The sequence below is a fragment of the Pantoea sp. Ft-CA_14 genome, assembly GCF_024520875.1.
Taxonomy (GTDB): Bacteria; Pseudomonadota; Gammaproteobacteria; order Enterobacterales; family Enterobacteriaceae; genus Pantoea; species Pantoea agglomerans.
Genome location: NZ_JALNPM010000016.1, coordinates 37,043 through 52,887 on the forward strand (window position 1 = coordinate 37,043; position 15,845 = coordinate 52,887).

The window sequence follows — 15,845 nt, forward strand, 5'->3', positions numbered from 1 at the left end:
CTTCTGCCTGTTTAAAGAGGTTATTCATCATCGTCCCAGCCGTCGATCTGCCGCTTTTCGCGCTGCATTTCGCGCTGGAAGATATCTTCCAGTTCACGCCGCGCTTCACGGACGCGCGAAGCCTGCGCGCTTTCAGAGAGATTGGGCATCAGCTCGCGCAGCATCCGCATATCAAGATGGCGGAAATACTGCTGGGCGCGGTGCGCCTGATGCGGATGCATCCCCAGCGTCATCAGCGTTTTACGTCCCAGCTCCAGCGCACTGGAGAAGGTCTCACGCGAGAACTGCGTGACGCCCGCCTGAAGCAGTTCATGCGCTTCTACACGGCCCCGGGCGCGCGCCTGAATCTGCAACTGCGGAAAATGCTGCTGGCACAGATGTACAATCGTCATCACATCTTCGGGCTCGTTACAGGTGATCACAATCGCCTGAGCGCTGGCCGCACCGGCTGCCCGCAGCAACTCCAGTTCAGTGGCATCGCCGTAATAGACCTTATAGCCATATTTCCGCATCAGACTGACTGCACTGATGTCGCGCTCAAGCACGGTGATGCGTTTGTTATTCGCCATCAGCAAACGACCCACCACCTGCCCGAAGCGACCAAAGCCCACCACAATCACCTGCGGCTGATCGTCTTCGACAAAGTGTTTCTCTGCCTCGTCATCCGGCTCATTGAAGCGGCGTGCCAGCAGACGATCGATTCCCTTCATCAGCAGCGGTGTGGTCATCATCGACAGGGTCACCGTCACCAGCAGCATCGGCAGTTGATCGCCAGAGAACAGCTTTGCCGAGGAGGCCGCTGAAAAGAGCACAAAGGCGAACTCGCCCCCCTGACTCAGCACGCCAGCAAACTGCTGCCGCTCAGAGCTGCGCAAGCCATAAATGCGCGCCAGCAGATAGAGCAGCAGCGTTTTCACCGCCACCAGCGTCACGACGCCCAGCAGGATGGTCACAATATGGGTATAGAGCACACCGAGGTTGAGCGCCATGCCAACCGAAATAAAGAACAGGCCCAGCAGTAAACCTTTAAACGGGTCGATGGCGACTTCCAGCTCATGCCGGTACTCGCTCTCCGCCAGCAGGATCCCGGCAATAAAGGTCCCCAGCGCCATCGACAGACCCAGCGCATCCATAAACAGCGCCGAGCCCAGCACCAGCAACAGCGAAGCGGCGGTAAAGACTTCGCGCACGCCCGACGCAGCGATGTAACGGAAGATAGGCCGCAGCAGATAGCGTCCGCCTACCAGCATGCCGGCAAACGCCAGTACTTTCATGCCGACCTTCATCCAGTCGATATGACCGCTGTCGGTTCCGGCCAGCAGCGGGATCAGCGCCAGGGCTGGGATCACCGCGATATCCTGAAACAGCAACACCGAAAAGCCCAGTTGCCCCGCTTCGCTGCGGTTCATGCCTTTATCCATCATCAGCTGCAGGGCCATGGCGGTCGAAGACATCGCCAGACCAATCCCGCCAATGATCGCAGCCTGCCAGCTAAAGTTGGTCAGCCATAATAAGCCGCCCAGAATCGCCGCTGAGAAGATCACCTGCGCCGCGCCGACGCCAAAAATGGAGCGGCGCAGCGCCCACAGCTTTGCCGGGTTCAGCTCCAGCCCGATAATAAACATCAGGAACACCACGCCGAGCTCAGAGAAGTGCAGAATCTCGTCGACGTCGCTGATAAAGCCTAATCCCCACGGGCCGATAGCGATACCCGCCACCAGATAGCCCAGAACTGCACCAATACCGAGGCGCGCCGCCACCGGTACAATCAATACCGCCGCGACCAGATAAATCACCCCGGCGGTCAGCAGGGTTTGCCCTTCCATCTATACCCCTCCATTCGGCAGCGGTGCCGCCAGCCAGTCGCCATAGGCGCGGGCGTAATTTTTCATTAATTCAGGACTCTGACGACGCGCCCAGTAGACGATCATCGGCGGCATCCAGTGCATACGGCACATCTGCGCGGTCAGCTCAAAAGGACGCATAATGTCATTGAGCGAATAGCGGTTCAGACCCTGGTGTCTGAAGGCACTTTCCGGTTCTCCGGTGGTGACGACGCTGCGCCAGTACTTTCCTTCCAGCGCATTGCCATCCACGCCATTGGCGAAACCGCGCGACAGAACTCTGTCCAGCCACTCTTTCAGCAGCGCCGGACAGCTATAGGTATAGAGCGGATGCTGAAAAATGATGACATCATGTTCACGCAGCAGCTGTTGTTCATGGTGAATATCGATAAAAAAATCCGGATAGGTTGCGTACAGATCGTGCACGGTAACGTGTTCCAGTGCCTGAGCCGGCTGCAGCAGAATCCGATTGGCTATCGAATCCTGTGATTCCGGATGAGCATAAAGCAGCAAAACCCTGGGTGGCTGCGACATCCTTTCCCTCCAAAGCGTCGTCATTGGTGCGGTTTTCCGCTACCATGCACGACGCAGCAAAATCTCATTATGTTGCCAGTAAATTAACATATTCTGACGATACGGCGCTTACATGATTGTCTTCTCAGCCTTACAAATTCGCCGCGGCATCCGCGTCCTGCTCGACAATGCCACCGCCACCATTAATCCCGGCCAGAAGGTCGGGCTGGTGGGTAAAAACGGCTGTGGAAAATCCACGCTGCTGTCGCTGTTAAAAGGTGAAATCACCAGCGATGCCGGTACCGTCACTTTCCCCACTCACTGGGCGCTGGCCTGGGTGAATCAGGAAACCCCTGCGCTGGATAAAGCCGCGCTGGAGTACGTGATTGATGGCGATCGCCAGTTTCGCCAGCTTGAAGCAGAACTGGCGGACGCCAATCTGCGTGACGATGGCAATGCCATCGCGCTGCTGCATGGCAAGCTGGATGCGGTGCAGGCGTGGAGCATCCATGCGCGCGCCTCAAGCCTGCTGCATGGTCTGGGCTTCAGTCAGGAACAGCTGCAACGCCCGGTCAGCGACTTCTCGGGTGGCTGGCGCATGCGCCTCAACCTGGCACAGGCGCTGATTTGCCGTTCCGATCTACTGCTGCTGGATGAACCGACCAACCACCTCGATCTCGATGCGGTGATCTGGCTGGAGCGCTGGCTGAAGAGTTATGAAGGCACGCTGATTCTGATTTCGCACGATCGTGACTTCCTCGATCCCGTCATCGACAAAATTATTCATATCGAACAGGAGTCGATGTTCGAATATACCGGCAACTACAGCTCTTTTGAGCGGCAGCGCGTCGCCAAACTGGCTCAGCAGCAGTCACTGTATGAGAGCCAGCAGGAGAAAGTGGCGCACCTGCACAGCTACATTGATCGCTTCCGCGCTCAGGCCACCAAGGCGAAGCAGGCGCAGAGCCGCATCAAGATGCTGGAGCGCATGGAGATGATTGCGCCCGCCCATGTCGATAACCCGTTCAGCTTCACTTTCCGCAAGCCGGAGAACCTGCCTAATCCGCTGATGAAGATGGAGAAGGTCACTGCGGGTTATGGCGATCGTATTATTCTCGACGCCATCAAGCTCAACCTGGTCCCCGGCTCGCGCATCGGCCTGCTGGGACGTAACGGTGCCGGTAAATCGACCCTGATTAAGCTGCTGGCGGGTGAGCTGGAGGCGATGGACGGCAAGATGGGTCTGGCGAAAGGGATCAAGCTCGGTTACTTCGCCCAGCATCAGCTGGAGTATCTGCGGGCCGATGAGTCACCGCTGCAGCATCTGTCGCGTATTGCGCCTGAGGTACTGGAACAGCAGCTGCGCGACTATCTGGGCGGCTTCGATTTCCGCGGCGATAAAGTCACTGAAATCACTGAGCGCTTCTCCGGCGGAGAGAAAGCGCGACTGGTGCTGGCGCTGATTGTCTGGCAGCGCCCTAACCTGCTGCTGCTGGATGAACCCACCAACCATCTCGATCTCGATATGCGCCAGGCGCTGACCGAAGCGTTGATCGACTTCGAAGGTGCGCTGGTCGTGGTATCGCACGACCGACATCTGCTGCGCGCGACCACAGACGATCTCTATCTGGTGCATGATGGCAAAGTGGATGTGTTTGAAGGCGATCTTGAAGATTATCAGAAGTGGCTGAGCGATCTGCAGAAGCAGCAGGCGCAACAGGATGCCGCGCCGAAGCAGGATAACGGCAACAGTGCCCAGGCGCGTAAAGACCAGAAGCGTCGTGATGCTGAACTGCGCACCCAGACGCAGCCGCTGCGCAAAGAGATAGAGAAGCTGGAAAAGCAGATGAGCAAATGGCAGAGCCAGCTGGCCGAAGCCGAAGCTCAGCTCTCAGACAGCGCTATCTATGAACAGAGCCGTAAAGCGGACCTGACCACCGCGCTGCAGCGTCAGGCGGAGAGCAAATCTGCGCTGGAAGAGGTGGAGATGGCGTGGCTGGAAGCGCAGGAACAGCTCGAACAGATTATGGCCTCATAAAAAAATCTCCCCGCTCGCGGGGAGATTCTCTTTTAACGGGGTTTATCGCCCAGCACCGTTGCCCGCTGCATAATGCGCCGGGCAGGATAGTAATCAGCATTGGCATAATGCTGCGTGACCCGATTATCCCAGATAGCCAGATCGTCTGGCTGCCAGCGCCAGCGCACCTGAAACTCCGGTTTGGTGGCGTGCGCAAACAGAAAGCCCAGCACCGCATCACTCTCTTTCTCGCTTAAATCGACGATCCGCGTGGTAAAGCCCTCATTCACAAACAGCGCTTTTTTGCCGCTGACCGGATGGGTGCGGATGACCGGATGCTGCACCGGCGGATGTTTTGCTACCGCCTGCTGCCAGCGCTGATGCTCGTCCTCGGTTTTGCGGTACTTATACTCCTGGAATGACTTTTTGAAATCATGCTCGGCATGGAGGCCTGCCAGCAGCTGCTTAAAGGGTTCAGAGAGCGCTTCGTAAGCCGCAATGCCGCTGGTCCAGAGCGTGTCACCCCCCGACTCCGGTAACACCTTCGAGGCCAGCAAGGCGATCGCTGGCGGCGTATCAATAAAGGTGACATCGGTATGCCAGTTGTCATTATCTGGCGGATTATCCTGATGGGTATCCAGCACGATAATCTCCTCGACGCCTTCCGCATGCGGATAGACCGGATGGATGTGCAGATCGCCAAAGCGGATTGCCAGCGCGCGGTGCTGTTCCGGCGTTATTTTCTGGTCACGCAGAAACAGCACCTGATGACGAAGCAGGCCATGATAAAGCTGCTCAAACTGAGCATCACTCAATGGGCGAGACACATCCAGGTTTGAGACCTGCGCGCCAATGTACGGGCCAAGCGGGGTAAAACTGAGACGTTCGTTCATGATTGTTCTCCACTCCAGGGCGTCAGACGGCGCTGCAACGCGCGGAGCCCGAGTTCTAAGCTAAAAGCAATAAAGGCGATTACCGCGATACCCGCCAGCACCACATCGGTGGCGAGGAATTCTCCTGCTGACTGCACCATAAAACCCAGACCCCGCGTGGCGGCAATCAGCTCAGCGGCCACCAGCGTTGACCAGCCAACCCCCAGACCGATGCGCAGACCGGTGAGGATCTCCGGCAACGCGCCTGGCAGAATCACCCAGCGCAGCAGTTGCCAGCGATTAGCCCCCAGCGAGCGAGCCGCACGAAGTCGGACCTGCTGCGTGTTACGCACACCGGCTAGGGTGGAGAGCGTCACCGGCGCGAAAATCGCCAGATAGATCAGCAGGATTTTCGAGGTCTCACCAATGCCGAACCAGATCACCATTAATGGCAGATAGGCGAGTGGCGGAATCGGACGATAGAGTTCAATCAGAGGATCGAGCAACCCGCGAGCGACCGGGCTGAGGCCCATCAGGATCCCTACCGGAATACCGATGGCGGCAGCGGCAGTCAGCGCAATCAGCATTCGTGTCAGGCTGGCGGCCAGATGCTGCCACAGCGTGGCATCCATAAAGCCCTGCGCGCTGGCAATCAGCAGCAGCTTGCTTAACACCTGCTGCGGCGACGGCAGGAACAGCGGGGCAATCAGGCCCAGCGCGGTCACGCCCCACCAGAGCAGCAACAGCAGAGAGAGACTCAGCATGCTCAGCGTAAAGGCGGTTGAAAACGGCCAGCGCAAACGACGGCGCACCGGCAGAGACTTGTCATTGATGAGTGCACTCATGCAAACGCCTCCCGCTGATCAAATACCCGGCTCAGCACATACTCGCGCTGGGCGATAAACTGCGGATCGGATTTGATACTGCGGCACGACTCCCCTGCGGCAAAGCGCTGGCCAAAGCCAGGACGCAGCCGCTCAACGATGCGGCCCGGTCCTGGCGACAGCAGAATCAGTTCGCTGGCCAGGAAAATCGCCTCTTCTATGTCGTGCGTAATCAACAGAATCTGTTTACCGCTGTCGCGCCATAGCGTCAGCAGCAGGGTTTGCATCTGCTCGCGGGTAAAGGCATCCAGTGCGCCGAAAGGCTCATCCAGCAACAGCAGTTGTGGATCGGTGGCCAGCGCGCGCGCAATGCCCACCCGCTGACGCTGACCGCCGGACAACTGCCAGATGGCGCGCTTTTCCGCACCTTCCAGCCCCACCTGTCTGATTAACCGGCGGGCAATCATGTCGCGATCCGGGCGCGACATCCCCGCCAGCTGCAGGCCAAAGGCGACGTTATCCAGCACGTTGCGCCACGGCAGTAATCCTTCATGCTGAAACACCACGCCGCGCTCCGCACCAGGCCCGGTCACCGGCTGGTTATCCAGCGTGATGCTGCCCGACTCCACCGGCAGGAAACCGGCAACCAGATTGAGCAGTGTGGTTTTGCCGCAGCCGGAGGGGCCGAGCACCACCAGCAGTTCATGGCTATCCAGCTGCAGATTGATATCCTGCAACACCGGCTGTCCGGCATAACGGGCATTAAGGTGAGCGATGCGCAGCATAGTGCCTCCTTAAGGTTTAACTAATGGCTCGACGAAACGGGAGGTCACATAGCTGCTGTAGTCGTTATCCGCCTGCGGCACCCGGCCCTGTGCTTTCAGAAACTGCGCGGTATCGACGATCGCTTTATTGACCGGTTTGCCCAGTTGCTCAACCTGCTGCTGCGCCGTGAGGTAGGTATTGCCCTTCACCAGACCGGGCACCTGTGCTTCCGGCACACCGCTGAGGCGAGAGAGTTTGCTGAGGTTATCGGACTGCTTCAGCCAGCTGTCGGGGCTGTTCAGGTAGGCCTGCTGCGCGTCAAGCGCGCTGCGGGCAAAAGCAGTCACGATCTCCGGATGCTGCTGAGCAAAATCTTTGCGTACCACCCAGACATCCAGCGTCGGCGATCCCCAGCTTCCCACTTCCGCAGAGTCGGTTAACACCTTGCCCTCTTTTTCCAGCTCATTAACTGCCGGTGCCCAGACGTAAGCGCCATCAATGTCGCCACGCTGCCAGGCAGCAATAATCGCTGGCGGCTGCAGATTGACCAGTTGTACCTGTGACGGTTTGATGCCCCAGTGTTTCAGCGCAGCCAGCAGGCTGTAGTGGGTGGTGGAGATGAACGGCACCGCGATGCGTTTGCCAATTAAATCTTTGGGCGTAGTGATGTTCTTCTTCACCACCAGCGCTTCAGAGTTGCCCAGCTGAGAGGCGAGTAAAAAGGCTTCAATCGGCAGCTTCTGCGCCGCCGCAACCGCTAACGGGCTGGAACCGATATTGCCAATCTGGACGTCACCGGACGCCATCGCACGTAATACCCCGGCGCCGCTGTCAAATTTGCGCCAGTCAACGCTGGCCCCGCTCTCTTTCGCAAAGCTGTTGTCAGCCTGCGCCACTTTCGCCGGCTCAGCCGAGGTCTGGTAAGCCACGGTGACATTGACCGCATCAGCCCGAAACGCCAGCAGCGCCAGCGCTGCGGCTAAAAAAGTTAAACGTGTTGCTGCCATGATCACTACCCCACCGTTTTTATAGTGGAGGCAGTGTCTCTGCGCGCTATAGTTTCATAAAGGAATTAAAAATTATCCCTAATAGAAATAAGTTCTTAGATCACTATCTGCAAAACTAAGTCAAAAATCGCAAATGCTGAAAATAGCTAAAGTAAGCAAAAATGTCAGGCGCTCACATTGTCCCTGTGCTATTCATATGCGTTCCCAATTATTGCCTGTTAAGGTTTCTGAATCCGATGTCGATCGAGAAAGTCGCTCAGCTGGCTGGCGTCTCCAAAGCCACGGTATCGCGGGTTCTCAACGCGCATCCCGGCGTGAAGCCCGATACGCGTGAGAAAGTTCTGGCGGCAATCTCTGCCTGCGACTATCAGCCCAACTTACTGGCGCGTCAGCTGCGTACATCGCAAAGCAACATGCTGCTGGTGCTGATCTCGGATATCACCAATCCCTTCTGTTCACGCGTGGTTCAGGGCATCGAGGCCGAAGCGGAACTGCACGGCTATCACATCCTGCTCTGTAACTCCGCCTCGCAGCTCCAGCGTGAAGCCGCTTATCTCTCCCTGCTGACCGGAAAAGTGGTGGATGGCGTGATTACTATGGATGCGGCCTCCGGTTTACAGGATTTGCAGGCGCTCATTGCCGGGGCGCCGTGGGTGCAGTGCTGCGAATTTGATCCGGATATTCCCGCCTCCTCGGTCAGCATTGATCACCTTGAAGCCGCGCGCGACACCGTCCATTACCTTGCCGGTAAAGGGCGTAAACGCATCGGGCTGATCAATGGCGACATGCGTTACCTTTACTCACATCATCGTGAAAAGGGCTACCGGCAGGCGATTGAGGAGCTGGGGTATGCGTGGTCCGGCGTCTCCTACACTTACGAAATCTCCTGTGAGGCGGGCAGTCAGGGGCTGAGGGAGTTGATGGCGCTGCCGGAACCGCCGGATGCGGTGTTCGCGGTTTCAGATGTGCTGGCGGTAGGCGTGGTGCATGCGGCGCTGGAAGCGGGTCTGCGCGTGCCGGAAGATCTGGCGGTGGTCGGGTTTGATGGCGTGTCGTTTACCCGCAGCCTGAATCCGCCGCTGACGACCATCGAGCAGCCGATGAACCAGCTGGGCGCGCGTAGCGTGCAATTGCTGCTGCAGAAGATCCGCAATCCTAATGCGCCAGTCATCCGCGAGGTGCTGCCTTGGACGCGCGTTGAACGCGCATCCAGCTAATTTAGTGCCAGATTAACAGCACGCAGGCGGCGGTCAGCAGCCCCATGGCGAGGTTAAAGATTTTCCAGGCGCGACGGCTGCGCAGAATGCGGCCGATCATCGCACCAAATCCCATCCAGATAACACCCGATACCAGATTAACCAGAAACATGCCGATGCTTATCGCCATCACTGAATGGCGATATGCGTCACCGGCCAGGCTGAAACTGGCGACCGCGCCCAGCGCCATCAGCCAGGCCTTGGGATTGATCAACTGCAACAATCCGCCCTGCCAGAAGGGCATCGGCGCATCCGGCGCCTGATCGGTTTCCAGCTTCTCATAACTGGACGTCGCTATCTTCCATGCCAGCCAGAGCAGATAGAGGCTACCGGCGATTTTCAGCACCAGGTGCAGCGAAGGATAGAGCAGGATCAGCCCGCCGACGCCAAAGGCCACCATCAGCAGCATCACCTGCATTCCGATCATGATGCCAATCATCAGCGGAATGGTGCGCATAAAGCCAAAATTAGCGCCCGAGGCAGTGAGTAACATATTATTAGGCCCGGGCGTAATGGCCGCGACCCAAAGAAATCCCAACATTGATAAGAAAAGACTCAGTTCCATGGCAATCGGGTACTCCTTACCCTGCAAGAAAAAACTTATCGAAGCTAACAGTGTGATATGGAACAGACAAGCTTTTACCACATGAAATTTACCGGACCGGAAAACGAGCACTTCACGCCTCCTGAGAGTCTGCGTAATGCGCACCTGCAGACCCTGCTGCCGCGCCTGCTACGTCGTCGTATCACGGGCGATCCCCACTGGCAGCGTCTCGACCTGCCGGATGGCGACTTCGTCGATCTCGCCTGGAGTGAAGATCCGCAGTTCGCGCAGCATAAACCGCGCGTGGTGCTGTTTCATGGGCTGGAGGGCAGTTTTCACAGCCCCTATATTCATGGACTGATGGCGATCTGCCGCGCGCGCGGCTGGCTGGCGGTGGTGATGCATTTTCGCGGCTGCAGCGGCGAACCGAATCGGCTCAACCGCATCTATCACTCCGGCGAAACCGAAGATGCCCGTTTTTTTCTGCACTGGCTGCGCACCCGCTGGGGCCGCGTACCCACCGCCGCGGTCGGTTTCTCGCTGGGCGGTAACATGCTGGGCTGCCTGCTGGGCCAGCAGGGCGCAGCCGCTGAGGTAGACGCGGGCGTCATTGTCTCCGCTCCGCTGCTGCTGGAGCCCTGTAGCCTAAAACTGGAACGCGGCTTCTCACGCGTCTATCAATACTATTTGCTGGCGCAGCTCAAGAAAAATGCCCGCCGCAAACTGCACGCCTGGCCGGATACGCTGCCGGTCAATCTGGCGCAGCTGAAAGCGCTACGTCGACTGCGCGATTTTGATGATGCCATTACCGCCCGCGCCCACGGTTTTCTGGATGCGGCCGATTACTATCATCGTGCCAGCGCCATGCCCTGGCTGAAGCACGCAGAGAAACCGCTGCTGATCATTCACGCCAAAGATGATCCTTTTATGAGTGATGAGGTGATCCCGCACAGCAGCCAATTATCTGCCACTATTACTTATCAACTGACACCACACGGCGGCCATGTAGGTTTTGTTGGTGGGACATTACGCCAGCCTGAAATGTGGCTGGAACAGCGCATCCCCCAGTGGATCGCCCCTTTTCTGGATAACTGATCTCGTGATTATTCCCTGGCAACAGGTCTCACCTGAGACCCTTGAAAATCTGATTGAAACCTTTGTGCTGCGCGAAGGCACGGACTATGGCGAGCAGGAACGCAGCCTGATCGACAAGGTGGCCGATGTGCGACGTCAGCTGGAAACGGGTGAAGTGGTACTGGTGTGGTCGGAACTGCACGAATCGGTCAATATCATGCCGCGCAAAGAATTTCGTGGCTAATGCACCCAACGGCATTTCGTGTTAACAATGCCTATTGCCCGATCTCACAGGGAGCTTTTCTATGTCTGCACGTCATCCCATTATCGCGGTGACTGGTTCCAGCGGCGCAGGGACCACCACCACCAGCGTGGCGTTTCGCAAAATCTTTCAGCAGCTCGATCTTCATGCGGCGGAGCTGGAAGGTGACAGTTTTCACCGTTTTACCCGCCCTGAAATGGATATGGCGATTCGTAAGGCGCGCGATTTAGGACGTCATGTCAGCTACTTCGGCCCGGAAGCCAATGACTTTGGCCTGCTGGAGCAGAGCTTTAAAGAGTATGGTCAGAGCGGACAGGGGCAGTCGCGTAAATATCTGCACACCTATGATGAAGCGGTGCCGTGGAATCAGGTGCCCGGCACCTTTACGCCGTGGCAACCGCTGCCGCAGAACACCGATATTCTCTTCTACGAAGGGCTGCACGGCGGCGTGGTAACGGCGCAGCACAACGTAGCAGAACAGGTTGATCTGCTGGTTGGCGTGGTGCCGATTGTGAACCTGGAGTGGATTCAGAAGCTGGTGCGCGACACCGGCGAGCGCGGCCATTCACGTGAAGCGGTCATGGATTCGGTAGTGCGCTCGATGGAAGATTACATCAACTTCATCACACCACAGTTCTCACGCACCCATATCAACTTCCAGCGCGTCCCGACGGTCGATACCTCAAACCCGTTCGCTGCCCGCGCTATTCCGTCACTGGATGAGAGCTTTGTGGTGATCCACTTTCAGGCGCTGGAAGATATCGACCTCCCCTACCTGCTGGCGATGCTGCAGGGCTCGTTTATCTCGCACATCAATACGCTGGTGGTGCCTGGCGGCAAAATGGGTCTGGCGATGGAGTTGATCATGGGCCCGCTGGTGAAGCGGCTGATGGAAGGCAAGCGAATAGAGTAAGAGGCCAGCAAAAACCGCTCTGAGAGCAGATGTCTTTCATAAAGATGGTAAAACTGGCTTTCCTGCGGCTAAAGACTTACCGCTAAGCAGGCTTCAGGGAGCATACACCTTTCGCAAAGACGCAAAACCGCCATCCCTGGCAGGCTCAGCGCGGGCCATCCCTGGCCCGCTATGCTTTGCTACAGGTATATGCTCCCTTCGCTTCACGTCCGGCAACCGCATCCGGTTTCAGGAAGGTCACTACAAACAAACTTTGGGCAGGATGAATCTTACAGCAGCGAAAAAGCTTAACACGCAGGGAACCGGGTCAGAAGAGGAAAGCGTCCCGCGCCAGGGACGGCGCGGGCCGAGCATGCCATGGATGGCGGTTTTTGCGTCTTTCCGATCTGACCCGGTTCCCTGCGCAGGCACAGTCTGACAGCGGACCAAACCAGATCTTGCAGATGAAGTTAAAAGGCCCGCATTGGCCCCTGAGGCTACTAAAGTTCGATCACTTCATAGCTATGCGTAATGTTGACGCCTTTACCCAGCATGATGGCCACAGAGCAATATTTTTCAGCAGAAAGATCCACGGCGCGTGATACCGCTTTATCCTGGAGCGCTTTGCCACTCACGATAAAATGCAGGTTGATGTGCGTAAAGATTCGCGGCGCCTCTTCACGACGTTCTGAGGTCAGTTTTACTTCACAATCAGCCACATCGTTTCGGCCTTTTTGCAGAATTGATACCACGTCAATCGCGCTGCATCCGCCCGCCGCCATCAGCACCATCTCCATTGGGCTGGGCGCTTTATCACCCGAATTTCCATCCATCAGTATCTGATGGCCGGATGAGGATTCTCCGAGGAATGTCAGCCCTTCTACCCATTTCACTCTTGCCTGCATGATTTTTGCTCCGGAATACGCTGTTTTGTCGCCAGAGTACGCTTTCGCCTGGTAAACAGCAATCCAGAGAAATCCGCCCGTAGCTGAAGCGAGACAACACAAGACAGTCGGCAAAAGCTGTGCTACAAACAGTGCTGAAAATATTTTTCGTCACCCGATGACGAAGCCGGGAAGGATGATGCGCACTGCGCCTGATGCGGCCCGAATAATTTCCTGAAATGGAAACGCTTGAAGCTTTCACCGCCTGACAGGGAAAACTGCCCCCTGTATTTTGGGCACGATTACAACAGAGGATAATAGCGAATGGTTCTCGGCAAACCGCAAACAGACCCTACACTCGAATGGTTCCTGTCCCATTGCCATATTCACAAGTATCCATCCAAAAGTACGCTGATTCACCAAGGTGAAAAAGCAGAAACGCTTTACTACATCGTGAAAGGTTCCGTTGCGGTTCTGATTAAAGATGAAGAAGGCAAAGAGATGATTCTTTCCTACCTGAATCAGGGCGATTTTATTGGTGAACTTGGCCTGTTCGAAGAAGGCCAGGAGCGCAGCGCCTGGGTACGTGCGAAAAGCGCGTGCGAAGTGGCGGAAATTTCTTACAAGAAATTCCGTCAGTTGATCCAGGTTAACCCTGACATCCTGATGCGACTCTCATCGCAGATGGCGCGTCGCCTGCAGGTGACGTCTGAAAAAGTGGGTAACCTCGCTTTCCTCGACGTAACCGGACGCATTGCACAGACCCTGCTCAACCTGGCGAAGCAGCCAGATGCCATGACGCATCCCGACGGCATGCAAATTAAAATCACTCGTCAGGAAATTGGCCAGATTGTTGGTTGTTCACGTGAAACCGTGGGCCGTATTTTGAAGATGCTGGAAGATCAGAATCTGATCTCCGCACACGGCAAAACCATCGTCGTTTACGGCACCCGCTAATTCCTGTCACCCACGGCGTGATGGCAACATCACGCCGTTATTGTTTGTGTTGGGCCGATGTGGCGTCGAATTATTTACCATCCTGAAGTTAACTACGCCTTGCGGCAAACGCTGGTGCTCTGTCTGCCAGTGGCGCTGGGCTGGCTGGCTGGCGACCTGCAAAAAGGTCTGCTGTTCTCATTAGTGCCCGCCTGCTGCAACATCGCCGGTCTGGATACCCCGCATAAACGCTTCTTCAAACGCCTGATTGTTGGCGGCAGCCTGTTTGCCCTCGGCAGCTTTCTGATGCAGTGGCTTACCCTGCATGCTGTTCCGCTGCCGCTGATCCTGTTTGCCATGCCCTTATTGCTCGGCGTTACCGGGGAGATCAGCCCGCTGCATGGTCGTCTGCTGCCCGGTACCCTGATTGCCGCCATCTTTACCCTGAGCCTGATTGGCCGCATGCCAATCTATGTCCCCCCGCTGCTCTATATCGGCGGCACGCTATGGTACGGGCTGTTTAACTGGTTCTGGTTCTGGCTATGGAAAGAGCAGCCAATGCGCGAAAGCCTGAGCCTGATCTACCGCGAGCTGGCTAACTACTGCGACGCAAAATATACCCTGCTGACGCAGCTGACCGATCCGGAAAAGGCGCTGCCGCCGCTGCTGGCTCGCCAGCAGAAAGTGGTCGATCTGATTAACACCTGTTATCAGCAGATGCATATGCTGTCGGCAAGCCGCGATCACAGCCATAAACGGCTGACGCGCGCCTTTCAGGTGGCGCTGGATCTGCAGGAACATATCTCGGTCAGCCTGCATCGGCCGGAAGAGGTGCAGAAGCTGGTCGAACAGAGCCACGCCGAAGCGGTGATCCGCTGGAATGCCAAAACCATCTCGGCCCGGTTGCGGGTGCTGGCGGATAACATTCTCTATCACCAGCTACCCGATCGCTTTGCGATGGATAAACAGCTCGGCGCGCTGGAGAAAATCGCCCATCAGCATCCCGACAATCCGGTGGGTAACTTCTGCCTTTACCACTTCAACCGCATCGCGCGGGTCCTGCGCACCCAGAAACCTCTTTATCAGCGCGATCTGATGGCTGACCGCCAGCGCCGTCTGCCGCTGTTACCGGCACTGCGCAGTTATCTCTCGTTTCGCTCATCGGCCCTGCGCACTGCCGGCCGCTTTGCGGTGATGCTGATGCTGGGCAGCGCGCTGGCGCTGTTCTTCAACATCCCCAAACCCTACTGGATCCTGATGACCATCATGTTCGTCAGCCAGAACGGCTACAGCGCTACCCGTGTCCGCATTCAGCACCGGGCGCTGGGCACTTTTGCCGGTCTGGTGATCGCGGCCGCCACGCTGCGCATGGCGGTGCCGGAGTCGCTGGTGCTGCTGATCATGCTGGCGATTACCTTTATCAGCTATCGCTTTACCCGCCAGTTCTATGGCTGGTCGATGATTGGCTTTACGGTCACGGCGGTTTACTCGCTGCAATTGCTGTCGCTGAATGGCGCGCAGTTTCTGCTGCCGCGACTCATGGATACGCTGATGGGTTGTCTGATCGCCTTTGGCGGGATGCTCTGGCTGTGGCCGCAGTGGCAGAGCGGCTTGCTGCGGCAGAACGCCCATGACGCACTGGAAACCTATCAGGATGCGCTGCGGCTGTTGCTGGGTGACGAACAGTCACCAGAGAAACTGGCTTATCAGCGGGTGAAGGTCAATCAGGCACACAATGCGCTGTTTAACTCACTGAATCAGGCGATGCAGGAACCCGCGTTCAACTCCCGCTATCTGAGTGATATGCGGCTCTGGGTCACGCACAGTCAGTTTATCGTCGAGCATATCAACGCTATGACGATTCTGGCGCGGGAGCACACCATGCTCACTGCCTCGCTGGCTGAGCGTTACCTGCAATCCTGTGAAATCGCGCTGCAGCGGTGTCAGCAGCGGCTGGAATATGATGGTGAAAGCTCACAGGTTAACCTGCTGGATGAGCTGGAGAACATCAGTGAGGGACCGATCACGGTGGTGGAGCAGCATGTGCGGCGCATTCTCGATCATCTGAGCGTGATGTACACCATTTCATCGCTGGCGTGGAACCAGCGGCCGCAACATGGCCGCTGGCTGATCAGACGCTTACGTAAAAACTAAG

The 15,845-nt window shown here is 57.0% G+C and carries 15 protein-coding genes; 7 read left to right on the plus strand and 8 right to left on the minus strand.

What is annotated here, in order from left to right; translation table 11 throughout:
• Positions 1-20: 20 nt before the first annotated feature.
• Both kefB and kefG read right to left on the minus strand, forming a co-directional pair.
• The gene (gene kefB / locus NR195_RS19965) at positions 21-1,826 is read right to left on the minus strand and encodes a glutathione-regulated potassium-efflux system protein KefB (RefSeq protein WP_052272163.1); all 1,806 of its coding nucleotides are present in this window, start codon (positions 1,824-1,826) and stop codon (positions 21-23) included.
• The gene (gene kefG, locus NR195_RS19970) at positions 1,827-2,378 is read right to left on the minus strand and encodes a glutathione-regulated potassium-efflux system ancillary protein KefG (protein ID WP_010253037.1); all 552 of its coding nucleotides are present in this window, start codon (positions 2,376-2,378) and stop codon (positions 1,827-1,829) included.
• A gap of 112 nt (positions 2,379-2,490) precedes the next feature.
• Between kefG and NR195_RS19975 the strand changes: the two genes are divergently transcribed.
• Positions 2,491-4,395: an ABC transporter ATP-binding protein gene (locus NR195_RS19975; protein ID WP_010671582.1), complete on the plus strand. Its 1,905-nt coding sequence runs from the start codon at positions 2,491-2,493 to the stop codon at positions 4,393-4,395.
• A 32-nt stretch (positions 4,396-4,427) separates the two neighbouring features.
• Here NR195_RS19975 and tauD read toward each other — a convergent pair whose 3' ends face one another.
• The 4 genes from tauD to tauA are packed head-to-tail and all read right to left on the minus strand — an operon-like array spanning position 4,428 to position 7,842.
• Positions 4,428-5,267: a taurine dioxygenase gene (tauD, locus tag NR195_RS19980; protein WP_033785674.1), complete on the minus strand. Its 840-nt coding sequence runs from the start codon at positions 5,265-5,267 to the stop codon at positions 4,428-4,430.
• Entirely contained in the window at positions 5,264-6,091 is an 828-nt protein-coding gene (tauC, locus tag NR195_RS19985; RefSeq protein ID WP_010253046.1) for a taurine ABC transporter permease TauC, read from the minus strand. The genes tauD and tauC overlap by 4 nt, the downstream gene beginning before the upstream one ends.
• Positions 6,088-6,855 carry a taurine ABC transporter ATP-binding subunit gene (gene tauB, locus NR195_RS19990; protein ID WP_022624055.1) on the minus strand — a complete coding sequence of 256 codons (768 nt, stop codon included), beginning with the start codon at positions 6,853-6,855 and terminating at the stop codon, positions 6,088-6,090. The genes tauC and tauB overlap by 4 nt, the downstream gene beginning before the upstream one ends.
• A gap of 9 nt (positions 6,856-6,864) precedes the next feature.
• Positions 6,865-7,842, minus strand: a complete 978-nt coding sequence (gene tauA / locus NR195_RS19995) for a taurine ABC transporter substrate-binding protein (RefSeq protein ID WP_010253052.1) — start codon at positions 7,840-7,842, stop codon at positions 6,865-6,867.
• Between the two features lie 236 nt (positions 7,843-8,078).
• Between tauA and NR195_RS20000 the strand changes: the two genes are divergently transcribed.
• Entirely contained in the window at positions 8,079-9,059 is a 981-nt protein-coding gene (locus NR195_RS20000; protein ID WP_010253055.1) for a LacI family DNA-binding transcriptional regulator, read from the plus strand.
• Between the two features lies 1 nt (position 9,060).
• Here the strand turns inward: NR195_RS20000 and NR195_RS20005 are convergent, their stop codons facing one another.
• Positions 9,061-9,663, minus strand: a complete 603-nt coding sequence (locus NR195_RS20005; RefSeq protein ID WP_010253059.1) for a LysE family translocator — start codon at positions 9,661-9,663, stop codon at positions 9,061-9,063.
• Between the two features lie 57 nt (positions 9,664-9,720).
• On the opposite strand from NR195_RS20005, the gene NR195_RS20010 reads away from it, so the two are divergent.
• From NR195_RS20010 to NR195_RS20020, 3 genes are all read left to right on the plus strand, one after another.
• A complete protein-coding gene (locus NR195_RS20010; RefSeq protein ID WP_010671577.1) occupies positions 9,721-10,737 on the plus strand; it encodes a hydrolase in 1,017 nt (338 codons plus the stop codon).
• A gap of 4 nt (positions 10,738-10,741) precedes the next feature.
• On the plus strand, positions 10,742-10,960 hold the full coding sequence (locus NR195_RS20015) for a YheU family protein (RefSeq protein WP_010253066.1): 219 nt from the start codon (positions 10,742-10,744) through the stop codon (positions 10,958-10,960).
• A gap of 61 nt (positions 10,961-11,021) precedes the next feature.
• Positions 11,022-11,891, plus strand: a complete 870-nt coding sequence (locus NR195_RS20020; protein ID WP_039388919.1) for a phosphoribulokinase — start codon at positions 11,022-11,024, stop codon at positions 11,889-11,891.
• 479 nt (positions 11,892-12,370) lie between these two features.
• Here NR195_RS20020 and NR195_RS20025 read toward each other — a convergent pair whose 3' ends face one another.
• Positions 12,371-12,775, minus strand: a complete 405-nt coding sequence (locus tag NR195_RS20025; RefSeq protein ID WP_010253071.1) for an OsmC family protein — start codon at positions 12,773-12,775, stop codon at positions 12,371-12,373.
• Positions 12,776-13,078: 303 nt separating this feature from the next.
• On the opposite strand from NR195_RS20025, the gene crp reads away from it, so the two are divergent.
• Positions 13,079-13,711 (plus strand): cAMP-activated global transcriptional regulator CRP, encoded by a 633-nt coding sequence (gene crp, locus NR195_RS20030; RefSeq protein WP_003852956.1) that lies wholly within the window; start codon positions 13,079-13,081, stop codon positions 13,709-13,711.
• A 57-nt stretch (positions 13,712-13,768) separates the two neighbouring features.
• The gene (locus tag NR195_RS20035) at positions 13,769-15,844 is read left to right on the plus strand and encodes a YccS/YhfK family putative transporter (protein WP_256844847.1); all 2,076 of its coding nucleotides are present in this window, start codon (positions 13,769-13,771) and stop codon (positions 15,842-15,844) included.
• The last annotated feature ends 1 nt before the right edge of the window (position 15,845 follow it).